Raw genomic sequence first — 14,111 nt, 5'->3', positions numbered from 1 at the left:
TCCTGCCGCTGTCACAGTCGCCCGATGGGACAGAGGATGCGCAAACGCTCGATCACGATCGATGGCCACCGCACCAGCATCTCGCTGGAAGACGGCTTCTGGGAGGAGCTCTCGGCAATTGCCGGGGCGCGCAGCCTGTCCCTCAACGCACTGGTGGCCGAAATCGATCGGGCGCGCGGCCGTTCGGGCAATCTCTCGAGCGCGCTGCGCCTGCATGTGCTGGAGACGTTGCGCCGCCGCCTCAATCGAGCCTGAATCCCTTGCGGCGCACGAAAGCGCCGAATCCCGCCCGCTCGGGCACCGAATATTGCCGGACCTTGTCCTCGGACCAGCCATAACTGTCGCTCTGTCCGAACTTTTCCGGAAAGCGCTGCGTCTTGTAGGGCTGCACGGCCATCCGGCGCCGGTCGTAGGCGGCGATCTTCGCGCGCAGGCCGCTCTCGTCATACCGGTCATGATGAATCGTGACATCGAGGCCGAGCCGCGGGCTCATGACGCCCGCAAAGGATGGCCAGCCAGCCCCCAGCGCCGCGACCGGCAACACATGGTCGGGCAGGCCCAGTATGTCCGAAACCGCCTCGGGATGGTTGCGGATGGCGCTGATCGGGCAGGTGCCGAGCCCCACCCGATCCGCCGCGGCAACGAAGGTCGCCAGCACGATGCCCGCATCGACCGAGGCGTTGAAGAACGGATCGAGATGATCGTTCACGAACGGCTGGTCCCGCCAGGCGTAGAGCAGGCGATGGCGCCGGTTGTTGGCGCAGAACACCAGGAAGACCGGCGCCGCCTTCACCCAGGGATTGTCGGGCAGCAGCGCCTCGAGTTTCTCCCGCTGCGCCCGATCGCCGACGATGACGATATCTGCCTGCTGCAGGTCGCTCTTGGACGGTGCCGACAGCGCCACCGCGCAGAGAGTCTCGACCAGCGCCGGATCGACCGGCTTGTCGAGGTAGCGGCGCATCACGCGCCGGTCGGCCATGTCGGCCAGGACGTCGACGCCGTGTGGCGCCTCGGCAAGGGGCGGCGCGGAGCCGAATCGCGCCTTGAGCGCCGTGAGCAGTCGTTCGATCAAGGTATCCCTCAGCGACCGAAAATGTTGGGGATGGGAAGACTGGGGACCGGCACGTTGGGCAGGATCGTGCGGGCCGGCGCTGTCACGCCTTTCTCCAGGGTATTGACGAAACCCGGCGGGTCCTTGGCGCTGCCGCGCGACACGCCATACGACGGCGAGGCGAGCGGGCCGCGCACCGTCGCGACGATGTAGGGGGCAGATGTATCCTCCGCGATCACGAAGTTCACCCGCGTGTCGGTGGTGGCGCTCGCGAGATCAGTGCGGGTCGCGACGTTGGCGGTCGCCCGGTCGCCCTGGACGACCAGCCCCTTGTCGGTGAGCACGCCACCCGAGATGTCGATCCGGCCGGAGACCGGATTGTCGCGATTGACGAAGCGATTGAGGATCAGCGAGGCGGCATTCAGCATGTTGCTGACACCGGCGCCCGCGGTCTGCCCGACGATGCCGAGCGCGGAGCCGAGGGTATTGTCGATCACGCCGCCCACGATGCCGGTCGCCGCCGTGCCGAGCGTCGTGAGCGCCTTGTCCGCGCCGGCATAGATGTGGCCGCCAAGCTGCGCTCCGCCGGAGAGGGACTTCTTGATCTGCCCGGCGGTCGCGCCGGCCCCCTTCAGGGCAAGGCTGTCGGCATTCAGCTTGCCGTCGACGGTGATTTTCACGGTGCCGCCGAAGACGTTCTTGCCGGACATGCTGCGCAGCATCTCACCGACGTAGATGTTCTGGGCGCCGCCCTTGATGTCGAAAGTGAGCGCCGGCTGGCTGGCATTGACGACACCCGAGAGATCGAGCGTCCCGCCGAACAGCCCACCCTTGAAGTGGCTGAGCGTCAGCACGCCGTCCTTGAGCGTCGCCCCGAGATTCGCATTGGTGAGACGCAGCGGCGCGCTCACCAACGCCGCGGCCTCGAGCGTCAGCGTGCCGTCGATGCTGCGCAGAGCCGCCGTGTCGATCGGCTCGTCGGCGGCTTTGGCCGTCGGTCGGCCGGGCGCCGGCGCGGGCTTGCCGCCGGAGGCGCCGCGAAGCTTGTCGAGATCGAGCAGCGCCGTCTTGAGGGTGGTGGTGACATTGGGACGTCCGGCGAGCCGGGCATCGACCGTCGCCTCGATCGCCTGGCCGTTCAGGACGATGTTGCCCCTGTAGCCGACCGACTGAGGCATGCCTTTCGCCGCGCCCGGCATCGCGAGCGTGCCGTCGGCCTTCACGCTCTCCCCCATGGCCGTGACGGCGAGGTCCTTGAGCGCGAGTCGCTCCAGGCTACCCGAAAGGCTGCCGCTCGCGCTCACGCGACCGAGATTGGCCGGCGCCGGAACGCCGGCTGCCTTCAGCGCCTCGGTCATCTGGGTCGCTTCGAAGTTGAAGGCGATGTCGGGCCGCGGATCCGGCGTGTCGAAATCGGAGACGATGCCACGCACGGCGAAGCGGGCGGTAGCGAAATTGGAGACCTTGATCTCGTTCAGCCGCAGCGTGTCGCCCTGCAAGGCGACATCGAGCGCGACGTCGCTGATCGGCTGCTTCTTATAGATCAGCTTGCCGATCCTGGCCTTCATGCCGAGGCTGGGTCCCGCCGGCGCCTTCCTTTCCGGCGTCGTCGAGGTCGACGGGCTCGATGCCGCCCGGGCAGGCGCCTTCTCGCCGGTGGCAGGCACGGCGAGGAAGGCATCGAGATCGAAGGTGTCGAGCTGGACGTGGGTGACCACCGAGAGGGGCACGCTGAAGGTTACCGTCAGACCGCCCGTAGCCTTGAGATTGTCGAGCTCGATCGCGGCCTCGGGAACCTGCACCTCGCCGTTGGTCGACGCCATTCGCCCTTTGACGCTCAGTCGCGTCAGCCTGTCGGGTGGCAGGGACGAGACGTCGACCGCGAGCCAGTTCAGCGTCTCGCGCAGCCTCGGCGCGACGAGGCTGAACTCCCCGGCCGCGGTCGGACGCGCTGCATCGCCCGAGAGAACCGAATGGGCAGTTACCCGCATGTCGCCCGGCAGGGTGGCGCTGAGCTTGGGCACCGCCACGGCACCGCCTCGGGCCTCGAGGTCGAGCGCCACGTCGCGCACCGCTTGCTTGTGATAGACGATCTCGCCGACATCGATCGCAAGCTTGGCATTCAACGCGGCCAACAGGCTGCCGCCCGTCCCGGGCTTTGCCGCTGCCGGTGCCGGCGAAGCCGGGGCGTTTTTCGTTGTCGCCTGGGCGGCGGGACGAGACAGAGCGGCGAGCCAGGCATCGAGATCGAGCTTGGGCGCCGAAAGCTTGCCGTCGATGGCAAGCGCGGGCTCGAGGGTGACCGCCAGCGAACCCGAGCCGCCGTCCTGTCCCAGCATGACCTTGAAGTCCCTGGCGGCGAAGGTGCTTTGCGAAGCAGCGATTCCACCTTCGAAGCTGAACTTGCCGGCGAGCAGCGGCGGCAGCTCAGGCGCCGGCTGGCCCGCCATGCCGAGCAATGTCGTGACGAACGTCGTGAGCGAATCGGCCGAGACATTGGCCGTCCCGGAAAGATGTGCGTCGGGCCCGAGGGCGCTGAGGTTGCCCTTGAAGGCGAGCCGGCCGCCGCCGCCCGACAGGTTCACGTTGGCCGCGTGACCGTTGTTGCCCTTGGCGCCGACCTCGAGATCGAAGGTGAGCGGCGAGCCGTTGAGGGTGGCGCTGCCGACCAGCCCGTAAGGCCCGTCTACCGAGCCGACCGAGGCCGTGAGATTGGCGTGTTCGGCGACGACCGAGATGCCCGCCTTCGAATCGCTGAAAATCAGCGTCCCGTCCTTGAAAGTGAGCGCCCCCAGCGACAGCGGCTTGGGCGAGGTGGGCTTGGGCGCCGCCGGTCTGGCCTCGCCGACCGACGGCGTGAATTCCCAGTTCGGCTTTCCCTCGGCATTGATCTCGAGCACGATCTTTGGTTTGTCGAGAACCACCTCGCTCACTTCGAGACCGCCTGTCACCAGCGCGAGCAGCGAGGGCCGGACGGTCACGGACTTGACCTCGACCATGGTCGGATTCCTGGCGCCCGGCATGTTGAAGAAGCGAACGCCGGTGACGCTGACGCTGGGCGTCGGCAGCAGGGACAGGCTCATGGGACCATCGATCACGAGGTCGCGTCCCGTCGCCTTCTTCACTTCGGCCGCGATCTGCGCCTTGTAGCCGTCGAGATCGATGAAAGAAGGCGCGACCAGCAAGGCCACGACGATCAGCAGGAGGGCGCCACCCCCGCCGACCAGGAGCTTGTTGCGCTTGGAAGGGCTCATCTTCCTCCTCGTGCTCGCTCGACGAGACTAGCGCATCGACGGTCGCTGCGGCATAGAGAAATCGAGGATCATCCAATGGCCGACATCGTCAACCTGCGGCGGGCCCGCAAGGAAAGGGCGCGACGCGAACGAGACAGCAGGGCGCAGACCAATCGCTTGCGCTTCGGTCGCACCAAGGCCGAGAAGGCAGTCGACAAGGACCGCGCCGAGCGTCAGCGCGAGGCGCTGGACGGCAAGCAGCTACGACCCAACGACCGGGAAGAAGACTAGCGCGCCGCCGGTCGATTGAGCGCCAGGCGGTCGAAGAAATCCCGGGTCGCCTGCTGCGCGCCAGGTCCGGCGACGGCGCGCACGTTGGTGAGCTCGAGCTTGCGGCCGCTCACGGCGTCGATCAGCACAGGCTCGAGCGGATGGCCGTCGTCGCGATCCACGAGATCCATCGGCTTGCCGGTGCGCGACGCGGCGCCGTAGCGGTCGCCCCATTGCTTGAGGCCGACGATCACGGTGAACAGGGCCGCCCCTTTCTCGGTCAAGCGGTACTCGTGGCGAAGCGGCCGCTGGCGGTAGGCCGTCTTGCGGAACACGCCCGCCTCCACGAGCTTCTTCAGCCGCGCCGTCAGCACGTTGCGGGCAATGCCGAGATTCTCCTGGAAGTCGTCGAAGCGACGCACGCCGTAGAAGGCGTCGCGCACGATCAGGAGCGTCCAGGGCTCGCCCACGACGTCGAGCGCCGAGGCGATCGAACAATTCATCTGCTCGTAGGATGTTCGCCGCATGGTGCAAAAGTATAGGCCGGTGCCATCGCCGTGCAATCTTGCACTGCCCATCCGGGCGCACGGTCAGACCGCCGGCGCGCTGCGCGAAAGGCGCAGGATCGTCCATCCGGTCACCACCGACAAAAGCGAGCCCGCCAGCACGCCGAGGCGCACCAGCGGCGCATGCTCGTCATCTCCGAAGGCAAGCGTGCCGATGAACAGGCTCATGGTGAAGCCGATGCCGCCGCAGACAGCGGCGCCGTAAAGCTGCGGCCAGCTCGTCCGCCTTGGCCGCTGCGCGAGGCTGAGGCCGATCGACAGCGCGGCGCCGCCGAATATGCCGATTTGCTTGCCGACGAAGAGGCCGAGCGCGATGCCGAGCGTCACCGGATCGCGCACCATGTCCGCGGTCATGCCGACGAAGCTGAGACCGGCATTGGCAAAGGCAAAGGCCGGCAGCACCAGGAACGACACCCATGGGGTGAGCGCATGCTCGAGCCGGAGATAGGGCCGCTCGTCGGGCATCCCGCTCTCGCAGGCAAGCGGCAGGCAGAAGGCGAGGACGACGCCGGCCAGTGTCGCATGGACGCCCGATTCCAACACGCAGACCCAGAGCACGATGCCGACCAGCAGATACGGCCCCGTCCGCCGGATCCCGCTGAAGTTGAGGGCAAGGAGAACCGCGATGCAGAGAGCTGCGAGAACAAGCGAGAGCGTCGAAAGGTCCGATGTGTAGAAGATCGCAATGATCAGGATCGATGCCAGGTCGTCGACGATCGCCAGCGTCAGGAGGAAAAGCTTGGCCGCGCGCGGCACGCGCTCCCCCAGCGCCGCCAGCACCGCAACGGCGAAGGCGATATCTGTCGCCGAAGGGATCGCCCAGCCATGCAGGGCAACCGGGTCCTTCCAGTTGAAGACGGCGTAGATTGCAGCCGGAACCACCATGCCACCGGCGGCTCCCGCGATCGGCAACACCACGTGGGCCGGCCGCGAAAGCTCGCCTTCCGCGACCTCGCGCTTGATCTCGAGGCCGACCAGCAGGAAGAACACCGCCATCAGCCCGTCGTTGATCCAGAGAAGGAGCGGCTTGCTGACGCCGACGCCACCGAATTCGACGGTCAGCCTGGTGGCGAACAGCCGATCGGGCACCCACCCGAACGGCGAGTTGGCGAACAGCAGCGCCAGAACGGTCGCGGCCAGCAGCGGCACGGCGCTGCCCGCCTCGCTTTGCAGCAATGCCTTCAGTCGTTTCATCGCGACCCCTCACAGCAGAACGCCCGGGCCTTGCGGCCCGGGCGCCTTGCATCGGCTGACGGATGCCGATCAGTCGCGGCTCTGTCCCATGAAGCTCATCAGGAACTGGAACAGGTTGACGAAGTCCAGGTAGAGGCTCAGCGCGCCGAAGACGGCCACCTTGTCGGCCATCTGCGTGCCCCAGGCATCGCTGTACTGCTCCTTGATCTTCTGCGTGTCGTACGCGATCAGGCCCGAGAAGATCAGCACGCCAAGGATCGAGACGATGAACGCCACGCCGTTCGAGTGAACGAAGAGATTCACCAGGCTCGCGAGAATGATGCCGATCAGGCCCATGAACAGGAACTTGCCGAACGCGCTCAGGTCGCGCTTGGTCGTGTAGCCGTAAAGGCTGAGAGCGCCGAACGCGGCGGCCGTCACGAAGAAGGTGCGTGCGACCGAAGCTCCCGTATAGCGGAACAGCAGCAACGACAGGCTCACGCCCATCAAGGCGGTCACGCCCCAGTAGATCGCCTGCAGCCCGCCCAGACTGATCTGCGCCGCGCGGAAGGAAGCGACCATCAATAGGCCGAGCGGCGCCAGGATGGCGATCCAGCCCAGGATGTTCATGCCGACGGGCACGACGGCGCCGCCGGGCGTCATCCCCATCTGGAAGAAGATGTTCTGAAGCGCCGGTGAGGCGAAGAGGGCGAATGCGACGATGCCCGACAGCGCCAAACCCGATGCCATGTAGTTGTAGACACGGATCATATGGGCGCGCAGGCCGACATCGAATGTCGCTTGGTCGGCAACCCCGCCCGCACGGCCAAAGGTGTTGAAGTTCTCGTTTGCCATTCTCACGCCTCCGACAGGGACCTCATTGCCGAGCCCCTTTGAGCGCCAATGTGGGGATACAGCTCGACTGAATCAAGCGTCAAACGGTAACCCGACAATTGTGCCAAAATCATGAAGTCGGGCAATCCAAATCACTCGTTGCGCAGGAGAGCCAGCGGGCGCTGGCGAAGGGCCGCCAGTGTCCCGGCCAGCCCGAACGCCAGGGTGAGGGCCATGGCTCCGAGGGCGACGGCAACCGCCACGACGGGTTGGAACGACCATTGGAGGCTCATGAGCTGGCGGACCACGAGATAGGCCGCCAGCGTCCCGACGCCCAGCGCCGCCAGCGCCGTTGCCAGCCCCAGCGCCAGGAACTCCCAGGCGAAGATGGCGGCGATGCGCGCCCGTGTCGCGCCGAGCACCTTCATCACCACCGCTTCGTGGATGCGCCGCCGCTGCGTGGCCAGCATGGCGCCCGCGAGCACCAGGATGCCGGCGAGGATGCTCAGCAGGCCGATGAGCTGCGTCGCGAGGCCGATGTTGCCCAGCACTTCAGACGCGGTCTGCACGGCGTCCCGCACGCTCACGACCGTGACGTTGGGAAACTTGTCCGTGACCGTCTTGAAGATCGCATCCTCTGCTTCGGGCGTCGCCTTCACGGTGGCCAGGAAAGTGTGCGGCGCGCGGTCGAGCACACCCGGCGAGAAGACCATCACGAAATTGATCGCCAGCGTCTGCCAGTCGATGTGTCTCAGCGAGGCGATGCGGGCCTCGATCTCGCGGCCGAGCACGTTCACCGTGACCGTGTCGCCGATCGCAAGGCCGAAGTCGTGCGCCAGGGTTTCGTCGAACGAGACGAGCTGCGGCCCGCGATAGTCGGGCGCCCACCACGATCCGGCGACGATATGCGCGCCTTCCGGCGGCCTGGCGGCATAGGTGATGCCGCGGTCGCCGTCGACCGCCCAGCGGGCCCCGGACGGGATCTTGACCGCGCTCACCGGCTTGCCGGCGAGCTTGACGATGCGGCCGCGCAGCGACGGCACCTTCTCCAGCGCACCGGCTCCGGGGATGGCGGCGACGGCGCGCTCGAAGTCAGGCATCTGGCTCGACTGGATGTCGACGAAGAAGAAGGCCGGCGCGTCTTTGGGGATACGCTGCGTGATCTGGTCGCGCAGATTGCCTTCGATCAGCGCGGTGGCCACCAGCACGGTGAGGCCGAGGCCGAGCGACAGCATCACGATCGGGGTCGCCGACCCGGGCCGATGGAGGTTGGCGAGCGCCAGACGGAGGCCGGCGAGCCGCGGCTTGCCGACCCGCGCCGCCACGGCCATCACACCGCGCGCCAGCGCCGGAAAGGCGATGAAAGCGCCGATGGCGCCCAGCACGAAATAGCCTGCGATGCGCCCGCTATCCGAGGTCAGGATCGTGAAGCCCGCGAGCAGAAGTGTCACCGCCCCCACCAGCGCAAGCTCGTGCCAGACGAGCCGGCGCCGCTCGATCCCGATGCCGCGCATGAGCGCCGCAGCCGGGATCGCCCGGGCGTGGATCAGCGGCAGGAGCGCGAAAAGCGCCGATACCAGGAGTCCAAAGGCGGCCGCCGTGGCCAGCGGCCGCAGGTAGAACGCAATGCGCGCTTTCACCGGCAGCAGGTCGGCGATCAGCGGTTGGGCGAGGAAAGGCAATGCCGCACCGAGCGCGACGCCGGCGAATACGCCGGCAAGAGCCAGGGCGCCGAGCTGCAGGAAATAGGTCGCGAAGACCAGGCGCTGCGGCGCGCCGAGGCACTTCATGATGGCGATGGTGCGCATGCGGCCGGCGAGGAAACTCGAGACGGCATTGCCGACGCCCACGCCGCCCACCAGCAGGGCGGCGAGGCCTACGAGGCTGATGAACTCGGTCAGTCGATCGAGCCAGAAGCGCAGACCACCACCGGCATCGCCGAGGTCCCGCACCCGCCAGCCGGCCTCGGGGAAACGCGCCTTGATCGCCGCGGCGACTTCCCGATCCGAACGGCCGGGTGGCAGCTTGAGGCGATACTGCCAGGTGAGCAGGCTGCCCGGCTGCACAAGGCCCGATTCGCCGAGCGCCGCCCAGGGCATCATCAGGCGCGGCCCCAGACTCGCGAAAGCGCTGAGACCGCTGTCGGGCTCGCGCTCGATGACGGCACGCACCTGCAGAGTCGTCTCGCCCACTTTCACGAGATCGCCCAGAGCGATGTTCATGCGCTTGAGGGCCGCTTCCTCGACAGCGGCCCCCCACACGCCGTCGCGCCTGGCGAGCGTCTCCGACAACGATCCGCTGCCCCGCAGTTCCACACGGCCATAGAGCGGATAGCCGGGCTCCACCGCCTTCAACTGGACCAGCGCCGCGCTGCCGCCGGGTCTGGCCGGCCGCGCCATCGAGCGGCTGTCGACCCAGCGCACGACCTCGCCTTGCTCGCGCAAAAAAGCCAGCTGGTCGGGCGTCGCCTGGCGGTAGAGCAGCGAGATCGCGACGTCGCCGCCCAAGAGCTCCCGCGCGTCGGCGCGCAGCCCCTCCTCGATGGCGCGGCTGAACGAGAGAATTGCCGCGATCGCGCCGACACCCAGCGCCAGGCAGGCAAGGAACAGGCGAAAGCCGCCGAGGCCGCTGCGCATCTCGCGGCGCGCGAGCTTGGCGGCGAGGCTCATCCGTCGGCGCTCATTGCGCGGCAAGCGCCAGGCCCGCGGCCGTGCGCCGATCGTCGACCACGAGACCGTCGGCAATGTGCACGATGCGATCGCAGCGCTCGGCCAGTGTCATGTCGTGTGTCACCAGGATCAGCGTGGCGCCATTGCCACGCGCCATGTCGAACAGCAGGTCCATCACCTGCTTGCCGGTGGCACCATCGAGGTTGCCCGTGGGCTCGTCGGCCAGCAGGAGCCTCGGCCCGCCGACGAAGGCACGCGCCACGGCGACGCGCTGCTGCTCGCCGCCGGAAAGCTGGGCGGGATAGTGGCCGACGCGCGGCGCCAGACCGACGCGTTCCAGGGCCGCCTGCGCAGTCTCGAAGGCATTGGTGCGACCGGCGAACTCGAGCGGCAGGGCGACATTCTCGAGCGCCGTCATGGTCGGGATGAGATGAAAGCCCTGGAACACGATGCCGACATGATCGCGTCTGAGACGCGCGCGGGCATCGTCGTCGAGCGGCCCCAGATCGCGACCGGCCAGCTCGACGCGACCGGAAGTCGCGCGCTCGAGCCCACCCGCCACCATCATCAGGCTAGACTTGCCGGCGCCCGACGGCCCGACCACCGCGGCGATCTCGCCGGCGGCGATCGCGAGCGTGATGCCGCGCAGGATATTGACCGGGCCGGCATCGCTTGCCATGTCGAGATGCACGTCGGTGAAGCGGACGATCGGCGGGGCGGTCACCAAGACTCCGGAAGAGAGGCGATGAAGCTCGGCAAGGGATATGGCCCTTTTGCGGCACTGGTCAATTCGCTGCTGGTGCTTCTTTTTTGTGCGAGCCCGGTGCAGGCGCGGACCGACCCGATCAAGCTCGCCGTGCTGGGCGACAGCCTGGCCGCGGGTTTCGGCCTCGAGCCCGAGCAGGCCTTTCCCGCTCTTCTTCAGGCCGCCTTGAAGGCCGAGGGACGCAACGTCGTCCTCGTGAACGACGGCGTTTCAGGCGATACGTCGGCCGGCGGCCTCGACCGGCTCGACTGGATCCTGGGCGACAAACCCGACATCGTGCTGATCGAGCTCGGCGCCAACGACGCGCTGCGCGGCGTCGATCCGGCCACCACCGAGCACAATCTCGCCGCCATCATCGAGAAACTGAGAGCGGCCGGTGTCACGGTTTGGCTGGCCGGCATGATGGCGCCGCGCAATCTCGGGCCGGACTACGTCGCGGCGTTCGACGGCATCTACAGGCGCCTTGCCGACAAGTATCAGGTGCCGCTCTATCCCTTCGTGCTCGACGGCGTCGCCCAGGACCCGACGCTCAACCAGGCCGACGGGCTTCATCCCAATGCGAAGGGCGCGCAGGTGATCGCCGAGCGCCTGCTGCCCTTCATCACCAGGAACCTCGATCTCTATGCCGCGTCTGTTCATCGCCCTTCCCGTCCCTGAGGACGTCGCCGACTCGCTCACGGCGTTGCAGTCGGGCGTGCCCGACGCGCGCTGGGTGCCGGCCGAGAATTTCCACGTAACGCTCTGCTTCGCGGGCCAGGTGCAGGGCGCCGTCGGCCGCGATCTGGAAGAGGAGCTGTCCGACATCGCAGGGCCCCCTTTCGCCATGACGGTCGCCGGCGTCGATCAGTTCAGCAGCGGCAAGCAGCCCAGGGCGCTGGTCGCGCTGGTCGAGAAATCCGAATCGCTCGACTGGTTGCAACAGAAGGTTTCGACTGTGGCGCGCAATTGCGGCATCGGCGTCGAGCGCCGCAAGTTCCGCCCGCATGTCACGCTCGCGCGCTTTCGCAACGGGGCCGAGGCCGGTCACCACATCGCCCAGTTCATGGCGAGCCACTCCCGGTTCCGCGCCGGTCCCTGGATCGCCCAGCACTTCTCGCTCTATTCCAGCCGCCAGGGCCGCAATGGCTCGATCTATACCGAGGAGGCGGCGTACAGCCTCGCCTTCTGACAAGGCCGGTGTCATCCCGAGCGCAGCGAGGGATCTTTGATCGGCGTCGATCAAGGATTCCTCGCGTACGCTCGGGATGACACGGGCCCGGGCTGGCGCCTGCTTTTGTTTCTTGTCGGTGGCGCGCTCCGATGAGTGCTCAAGGCAGCGCGTCACTCCAGTGGCGCTCATGCGATATCAGTGGCGCTTGAAATACTGGACTTCGCGTTCGTGCTTCTCGGCGGCGGCACGGGTCTTGAAGGTGCCGAGATTGCGGCGCTTGCCGGTCTTGGGATCGACCTTGCGCGAATAGAGCCGGTATTCGCCCGAGGCGAGCTTGCGGATCATGGCGGTCCTCCGTCTGACGTGCGTCAGACGAACGTCAGCAGCCGCCTGGGGTTGCGCACGAGGATGGCGTCGATCTCGTCCTCGCTGTAGCCGCGCCGCTGCATCATCGGCACGACGTTGCGGAAGATGTGGCCATAGCCGTGACCGCCGAAGCTCGCGAGCCGGGTGCGGTAGCAGATGTCGTGGCTGATGACGACGCGATCGAGATGGCCGTGCGCGATCAGCGCGCGGATCAGGCGGAGCCGGGTCGCATCGTTGGGCATGTCGATGTCGGAAAGGCCGTAGTAGCTCGACTCCTGGCCAAACAGGTCGAATTCCACCGTCACGCCCAAGTCGGCGAGTTTCAGCAGGCGCGGCTCGTCGAAGATCGTGCGGTCGATGTGGCTGATGACGATACGCTCGGTCGGATGGCCGGCCGCCTCGATGAAGTCGGCCACCTCCTGCGGCTGGTCGGGATCGCGGCCGGGATGGACGTTGACCGCCGCGCCGGTCTCGGCCGCGGCGATCAGGGCCGCCCGCATCACCCGCTTCTCGGTGTCGGTCCAGGGCGCGGTGCAGCCGATCTCGCCGATCATGCCGGCGCGCACGTCGGTACCCCAGGCACCCTCCAGGATCTGGCCGATCATCTCGTCGGCGAAGTCCTCCACCGTGCGGCCGTGATTCCTGGGATCCTGATACTCGTTGACGTAGTGGCCGCAGCCCATGACGAGATGGACCCCGGTGCCGGCGGCGATGCGCTGCAGGCCCGTGGGGTCGGGCGAAAGGCCGCCGCAGGTCAGCTCGACGATGGCCTCGCCGCCCTCGTGCTTCATCATGCGGACCTCGCGCGTGGCGATATCCTCGAGGTCGAGCATGTACTTGCGGCCGGCCCGCTTGACGCCGTGCCCGTAGTTGAGCTGCCAGACATTCTCGAGGGTGATCTCGGGCCCGAGATCGTTGTCGGCGCGCGTGCCGGGTGGACGGATGTCGCACAGCACATGCTCGTGCATCAGCGTGCGGCCGAGCGCGGCGGGCTCGATCGGCCCGAGCACCGTCTGGACCCTCCCGCGCAGGTCCTCACGGGTCATTGCGGCTGCAGCCCGGCGGCCTCGACGACCTTCTTCCACTTGGCGGTCTCCCGCCCGATGTGCTGCGCGAGCTCCTCGTCGGTGCCGATCAGCTCGGAAGCGCCGGCATCGCGGATCTTCTTGATCACCGCTTCCGACTTGCCGCCCTTGACGATCTCGTCGGAGAGCTTGCGGACGATCTCTTTCGGCGTGCTGGCCGGTGCCGCCACATACCACCAGGGCGCAGCATCGAAGCCGGGGAAGCCCTGTTCCGCGATGGTCGGCACGTCCGGCAGGGCAAACCAGCGCTTGCGCGAGCTGACTCCCAGGGCTCTGAGCGCGCCGGCCTGGATGTGCGGCAGGTAGGGCGGCAGGTTGTCCATGGTGCTCGGGATGACGGCGGCAAGCAGATCCTGCAACACCAGCGAGCTGCCGCGGTAGACGACGTGCTCGACCTTGAAGCCCGCCAGCGCCTGGAAATATTCCATGGCGAGATGGCCGGTGCCGCCCACCGCTGGCGAGCCGAAGGTCACCTTGCCCGGCCCCTCGGCCTTGCAATAGTCGACATAGTCCTTGGCGCTCTTGATCTGGGGTGCGAAGTCCTTGTGGACGGCCAGAACGTTGGCGACCTCGCCGAACAGCGCCACCGGCGCGAAGGCCGTCGCCGTATCGTAAGGCATCTTCTTGTAGAGGAACTGGTTGGTCACCGCGGTCCCGACCGTGCCCAGCAGCAAGGTGTAGCCGTCAGGCGCCGCCTTGGCGACGATGTCCGCGCCGAGATTGCCGCCCGCGCCGCTCTTGTTGTCGACGACGACGGTGGCGCCCCAGGCGTCCGTCAGATGCTGGGCGACGATCCGGCCCAGGATGTCGGTCGTTCCACCGGGCGCGAAGGGAACGACCATGCGGATCGGCTTGTCGGGATAGGCTTTCGCCCAGCCGCGGCGGGCGAGCATGGGTGCAGCGAGGGCGCCGGCGAGAACCGCACGGCGGCGAACGATCTTGGTCATG

General features: G+C 67.4%; 14 protein-coding genes. 4 read left to right on the top strand and 10 right to left on the bottom strand.

Going from position 1 to position 14,111, the window contains the following annotated elements; translation table 11 throughout:
• Window positions 1-36 precede the first annotated feature (36 nt).
• On the top strand, window positions 37-255 hold the full coding sequence (locus OJF58_RS13090; RefSeq protein WP_300784917.1) for a ribbon-helix-helix domain-containing protein: 219 nt from the start codon (window positions 37-39) through the stop codon (window positions 253-255).
• Here the strand turns inward: OJF58_RS13090 and OJF58_RS13085 are convergent.
• Both OJF58_RS13085 and OJF58_RS13080 read right to left on the bottom strand, forming a co-directional pair.
• Complete coding sequence (locus tag OJF58_RS13085; RefSeq protein WP_300784915.1) at window positions 242-1,072, bottom strand: nitroreductase family protein; 831 nt, start codon at window positions 1,070-1,072, stop codon at window positions 242-244. The genes OJF58_RS13090 and OJF58_RS13085 overlap by 14 nt on opposite strands.
• An 8-nt stretch (window positions 1,073-1,080) precedes the next feature.
• Window positions 1,081-4,305, bottom strand: a complete 3,225-nt coding sequence (locus OJF58_RS13080) for an AsmA family protein (RefSeq protein WP_300784913.1) — start codon at window positions 4,303-4,305, stop codon at window positions 1,081-1,083.
• A gap of 75 nt (window positions 4,306-4,380) precedes the next feature.
• Here OJF58_RS13080 and OJF58_RS13075 point away from each other — a divergent pair, with 75 nt between their 5' ends.
• The gene (locus tag OJF58_RS13075; RefSeq protein WP_300784911.1) at window positions 4,381-4,575 is read left to right on the top strand and encodes a DUF4169 family protein; all 195 of its coding nucleotides are present in this window, start codon (window positions 4,381-4,383) and stop codon (window positions 4,573-4,575) included.
• Here the strand turns inward: OJF58_RS13075 and OJF58_RS13070 are convergent.
• The 5 genes from OJF58_RS13070 to OJF58_RS13050 all read right to left on the bottom strand — a co-directional run bounded on the left by OJF58_RS13070 (window position 4,572) and on the right by OJF58_RS13050 (window position 10,475).
• Window positions 4,572-5,057 carry a helix-turn-helix domain-containing protein gene (locus OJF58_RS13070; RefSeq protein ID WP_300784909.1) on the bottom strand — a complete coding sequence of 162 codons (486 nt, stop codon included), beginning with the start codon at window positions 5,055-5,057 and terminating at the stop codon, window positions 4,572-4,574. The genes OJF58_RS13075 and OJF58_RS13070 overlap by 4 nt on opposite strands.
• A gap of 87 nt (window positions 5,058-5,144) precedes the next feature.
• Window positions 5,145-6,314 carry a Na+/H+ antiporter NhaA gene (gene nhaA / locus OJF58_RS13065; protein WP_300784907.1) on the bottom strand — a complete coding sequence of 390 codons (1,170 nt, stop codon included), beginning with the start codon at window positions 6,312-6,314 and terminating at the stop codon, window positions 5,145-5,147.
• 69 nt (window positions 6,315-6,383) lie between these two features.
• A complete protein-coding gene (locus OJF58_RS13060; protein WP_300784905.1) occupies window positions 6,384-7,148 on the bottom strand; it encodes a Bax inhibitor-1/YccA family protein in 765 nt (254 codons plus the stop codon).
• A gap of 131 nt (window positions 7,149-7,279) precedes the next feature.
• A complete protein-coding gene (locus tag OJF58_RS13055; protein WP_300784903.1) occupies window positions 7,280-9,796 on the bottom strand; it encodes an FtsX-like permease family protein in 2,517 nt (838 codons plus the stop codon).
• Window positions 9,797-9,806: 10 nt separating this feature from the next.
• The gene (locus OJF58_RS13050) at window positions 9,807-10,475 is read right to left on the bottom strand and encodes an ABC transporter ATP-binding protein (RefSeq protein WP_300785262.1); all 669 of its coding nucleotides are present in this window, start codon (window positions 10,473-10,475) and stop codon (window positions 9,807-9,809) included.
• A gap of 66 nt (window positions 10,476-10,541) precedes the next feature.
• On the opposite strand from OJF58_RS13050, the gene OJF58_RS13045 reads away from it, so the two are divergent.
• Both OJF58_RS13045 and thpR read left to right on the top strand, forming a co-directional pair.
• A complete protein-coding gene (locus OJF58_RS13045) occupies window positions 10,542-11,219 on the top strand; it encodes an arylesterase (RefSeq protein WP_300784901.1) in 678 nt (225 codons plus the stop codon).
• Window positions 11,185-11,730, top strand: a complete 546-nt coding sequence (thpR, locus tag OJF58_RS13040; protein ID WP_300784899.1) for an RNA 2',3'-cyclic phosphodiesterase — start codon at window positions 11,185-11,187, stop codon at window positions 11,728-11,730. The genes OJF58_RS13045 and thpR overlap by 35 nt, the downstream gene beginning before the upstream one ends.
• 177 nt (window positions 11,731-11,907) lie before the next feature.
• Here the strand turns inward: thpR and OJF58_RS13035 are convergent, their stop codons facing one another.
• Genes OJF58_RS13035 through OJF58_RS13025 form a run of 3 tightly spaced genes read right to left on the bottom strand, consistent with a single transcriptional unit; the run spans window position 11,908 to window position 14,110 of the window.
• Entirely contained in the window at window positions 11,908-12,057 is a 150-nt protein-coding gene (locus OJF58_RS13035; protein WP_300784897.1) for a hypothetical protein, read from the bottom strand.
• 23 nt (window positions 12,058-12,080) lie between these two features.
• Window positions 12,081-13,124 carry a hypothetical protein gene (locus OJF58_RS13030; RefSeq protein ID WP_300784895.1) on the bottom strand — a complete coding sequence of 348 codons (1,044 nt, stop codon included), beginning with the start codon at window positions 13,122-13,124 and terminating at the stop codon, window positions 12,081-12,083.
• Window positions 13,121-14,110, bottom strand: coding sequence for a tripartite tricarboxylate transporter substrate binding protein (locus tag OJF58_RS13025; protein WP_300784894.1), 990 nt, complete (start codon window positions 14,108-14,110; stop codon window positions 13,121-13,123). The genes OJF58_RS13030 and OJF58_RS13025 overlap by 4 nt, the downstream gene beginning before the upstream one ends.
• Window position 14,111 lies beyond the last annotated feature (1 nt).

The sequence above is a fragment of the Enhydrobacter sp. genome (genome assembly GCF_030246845.1).
In the GTDB taxonomy this organism is placed as follows: domain Bacteria; phylum Pseudomonadota; class Alphaproteobacteria; order Reyranellales; family Reyranellaceae; genus Reyranella.
The sequence above is the reverse complement of the archived record's forward strand: the minus strand, read 5'-3'. Positions and strand labels throughout refer to the sequence as shown.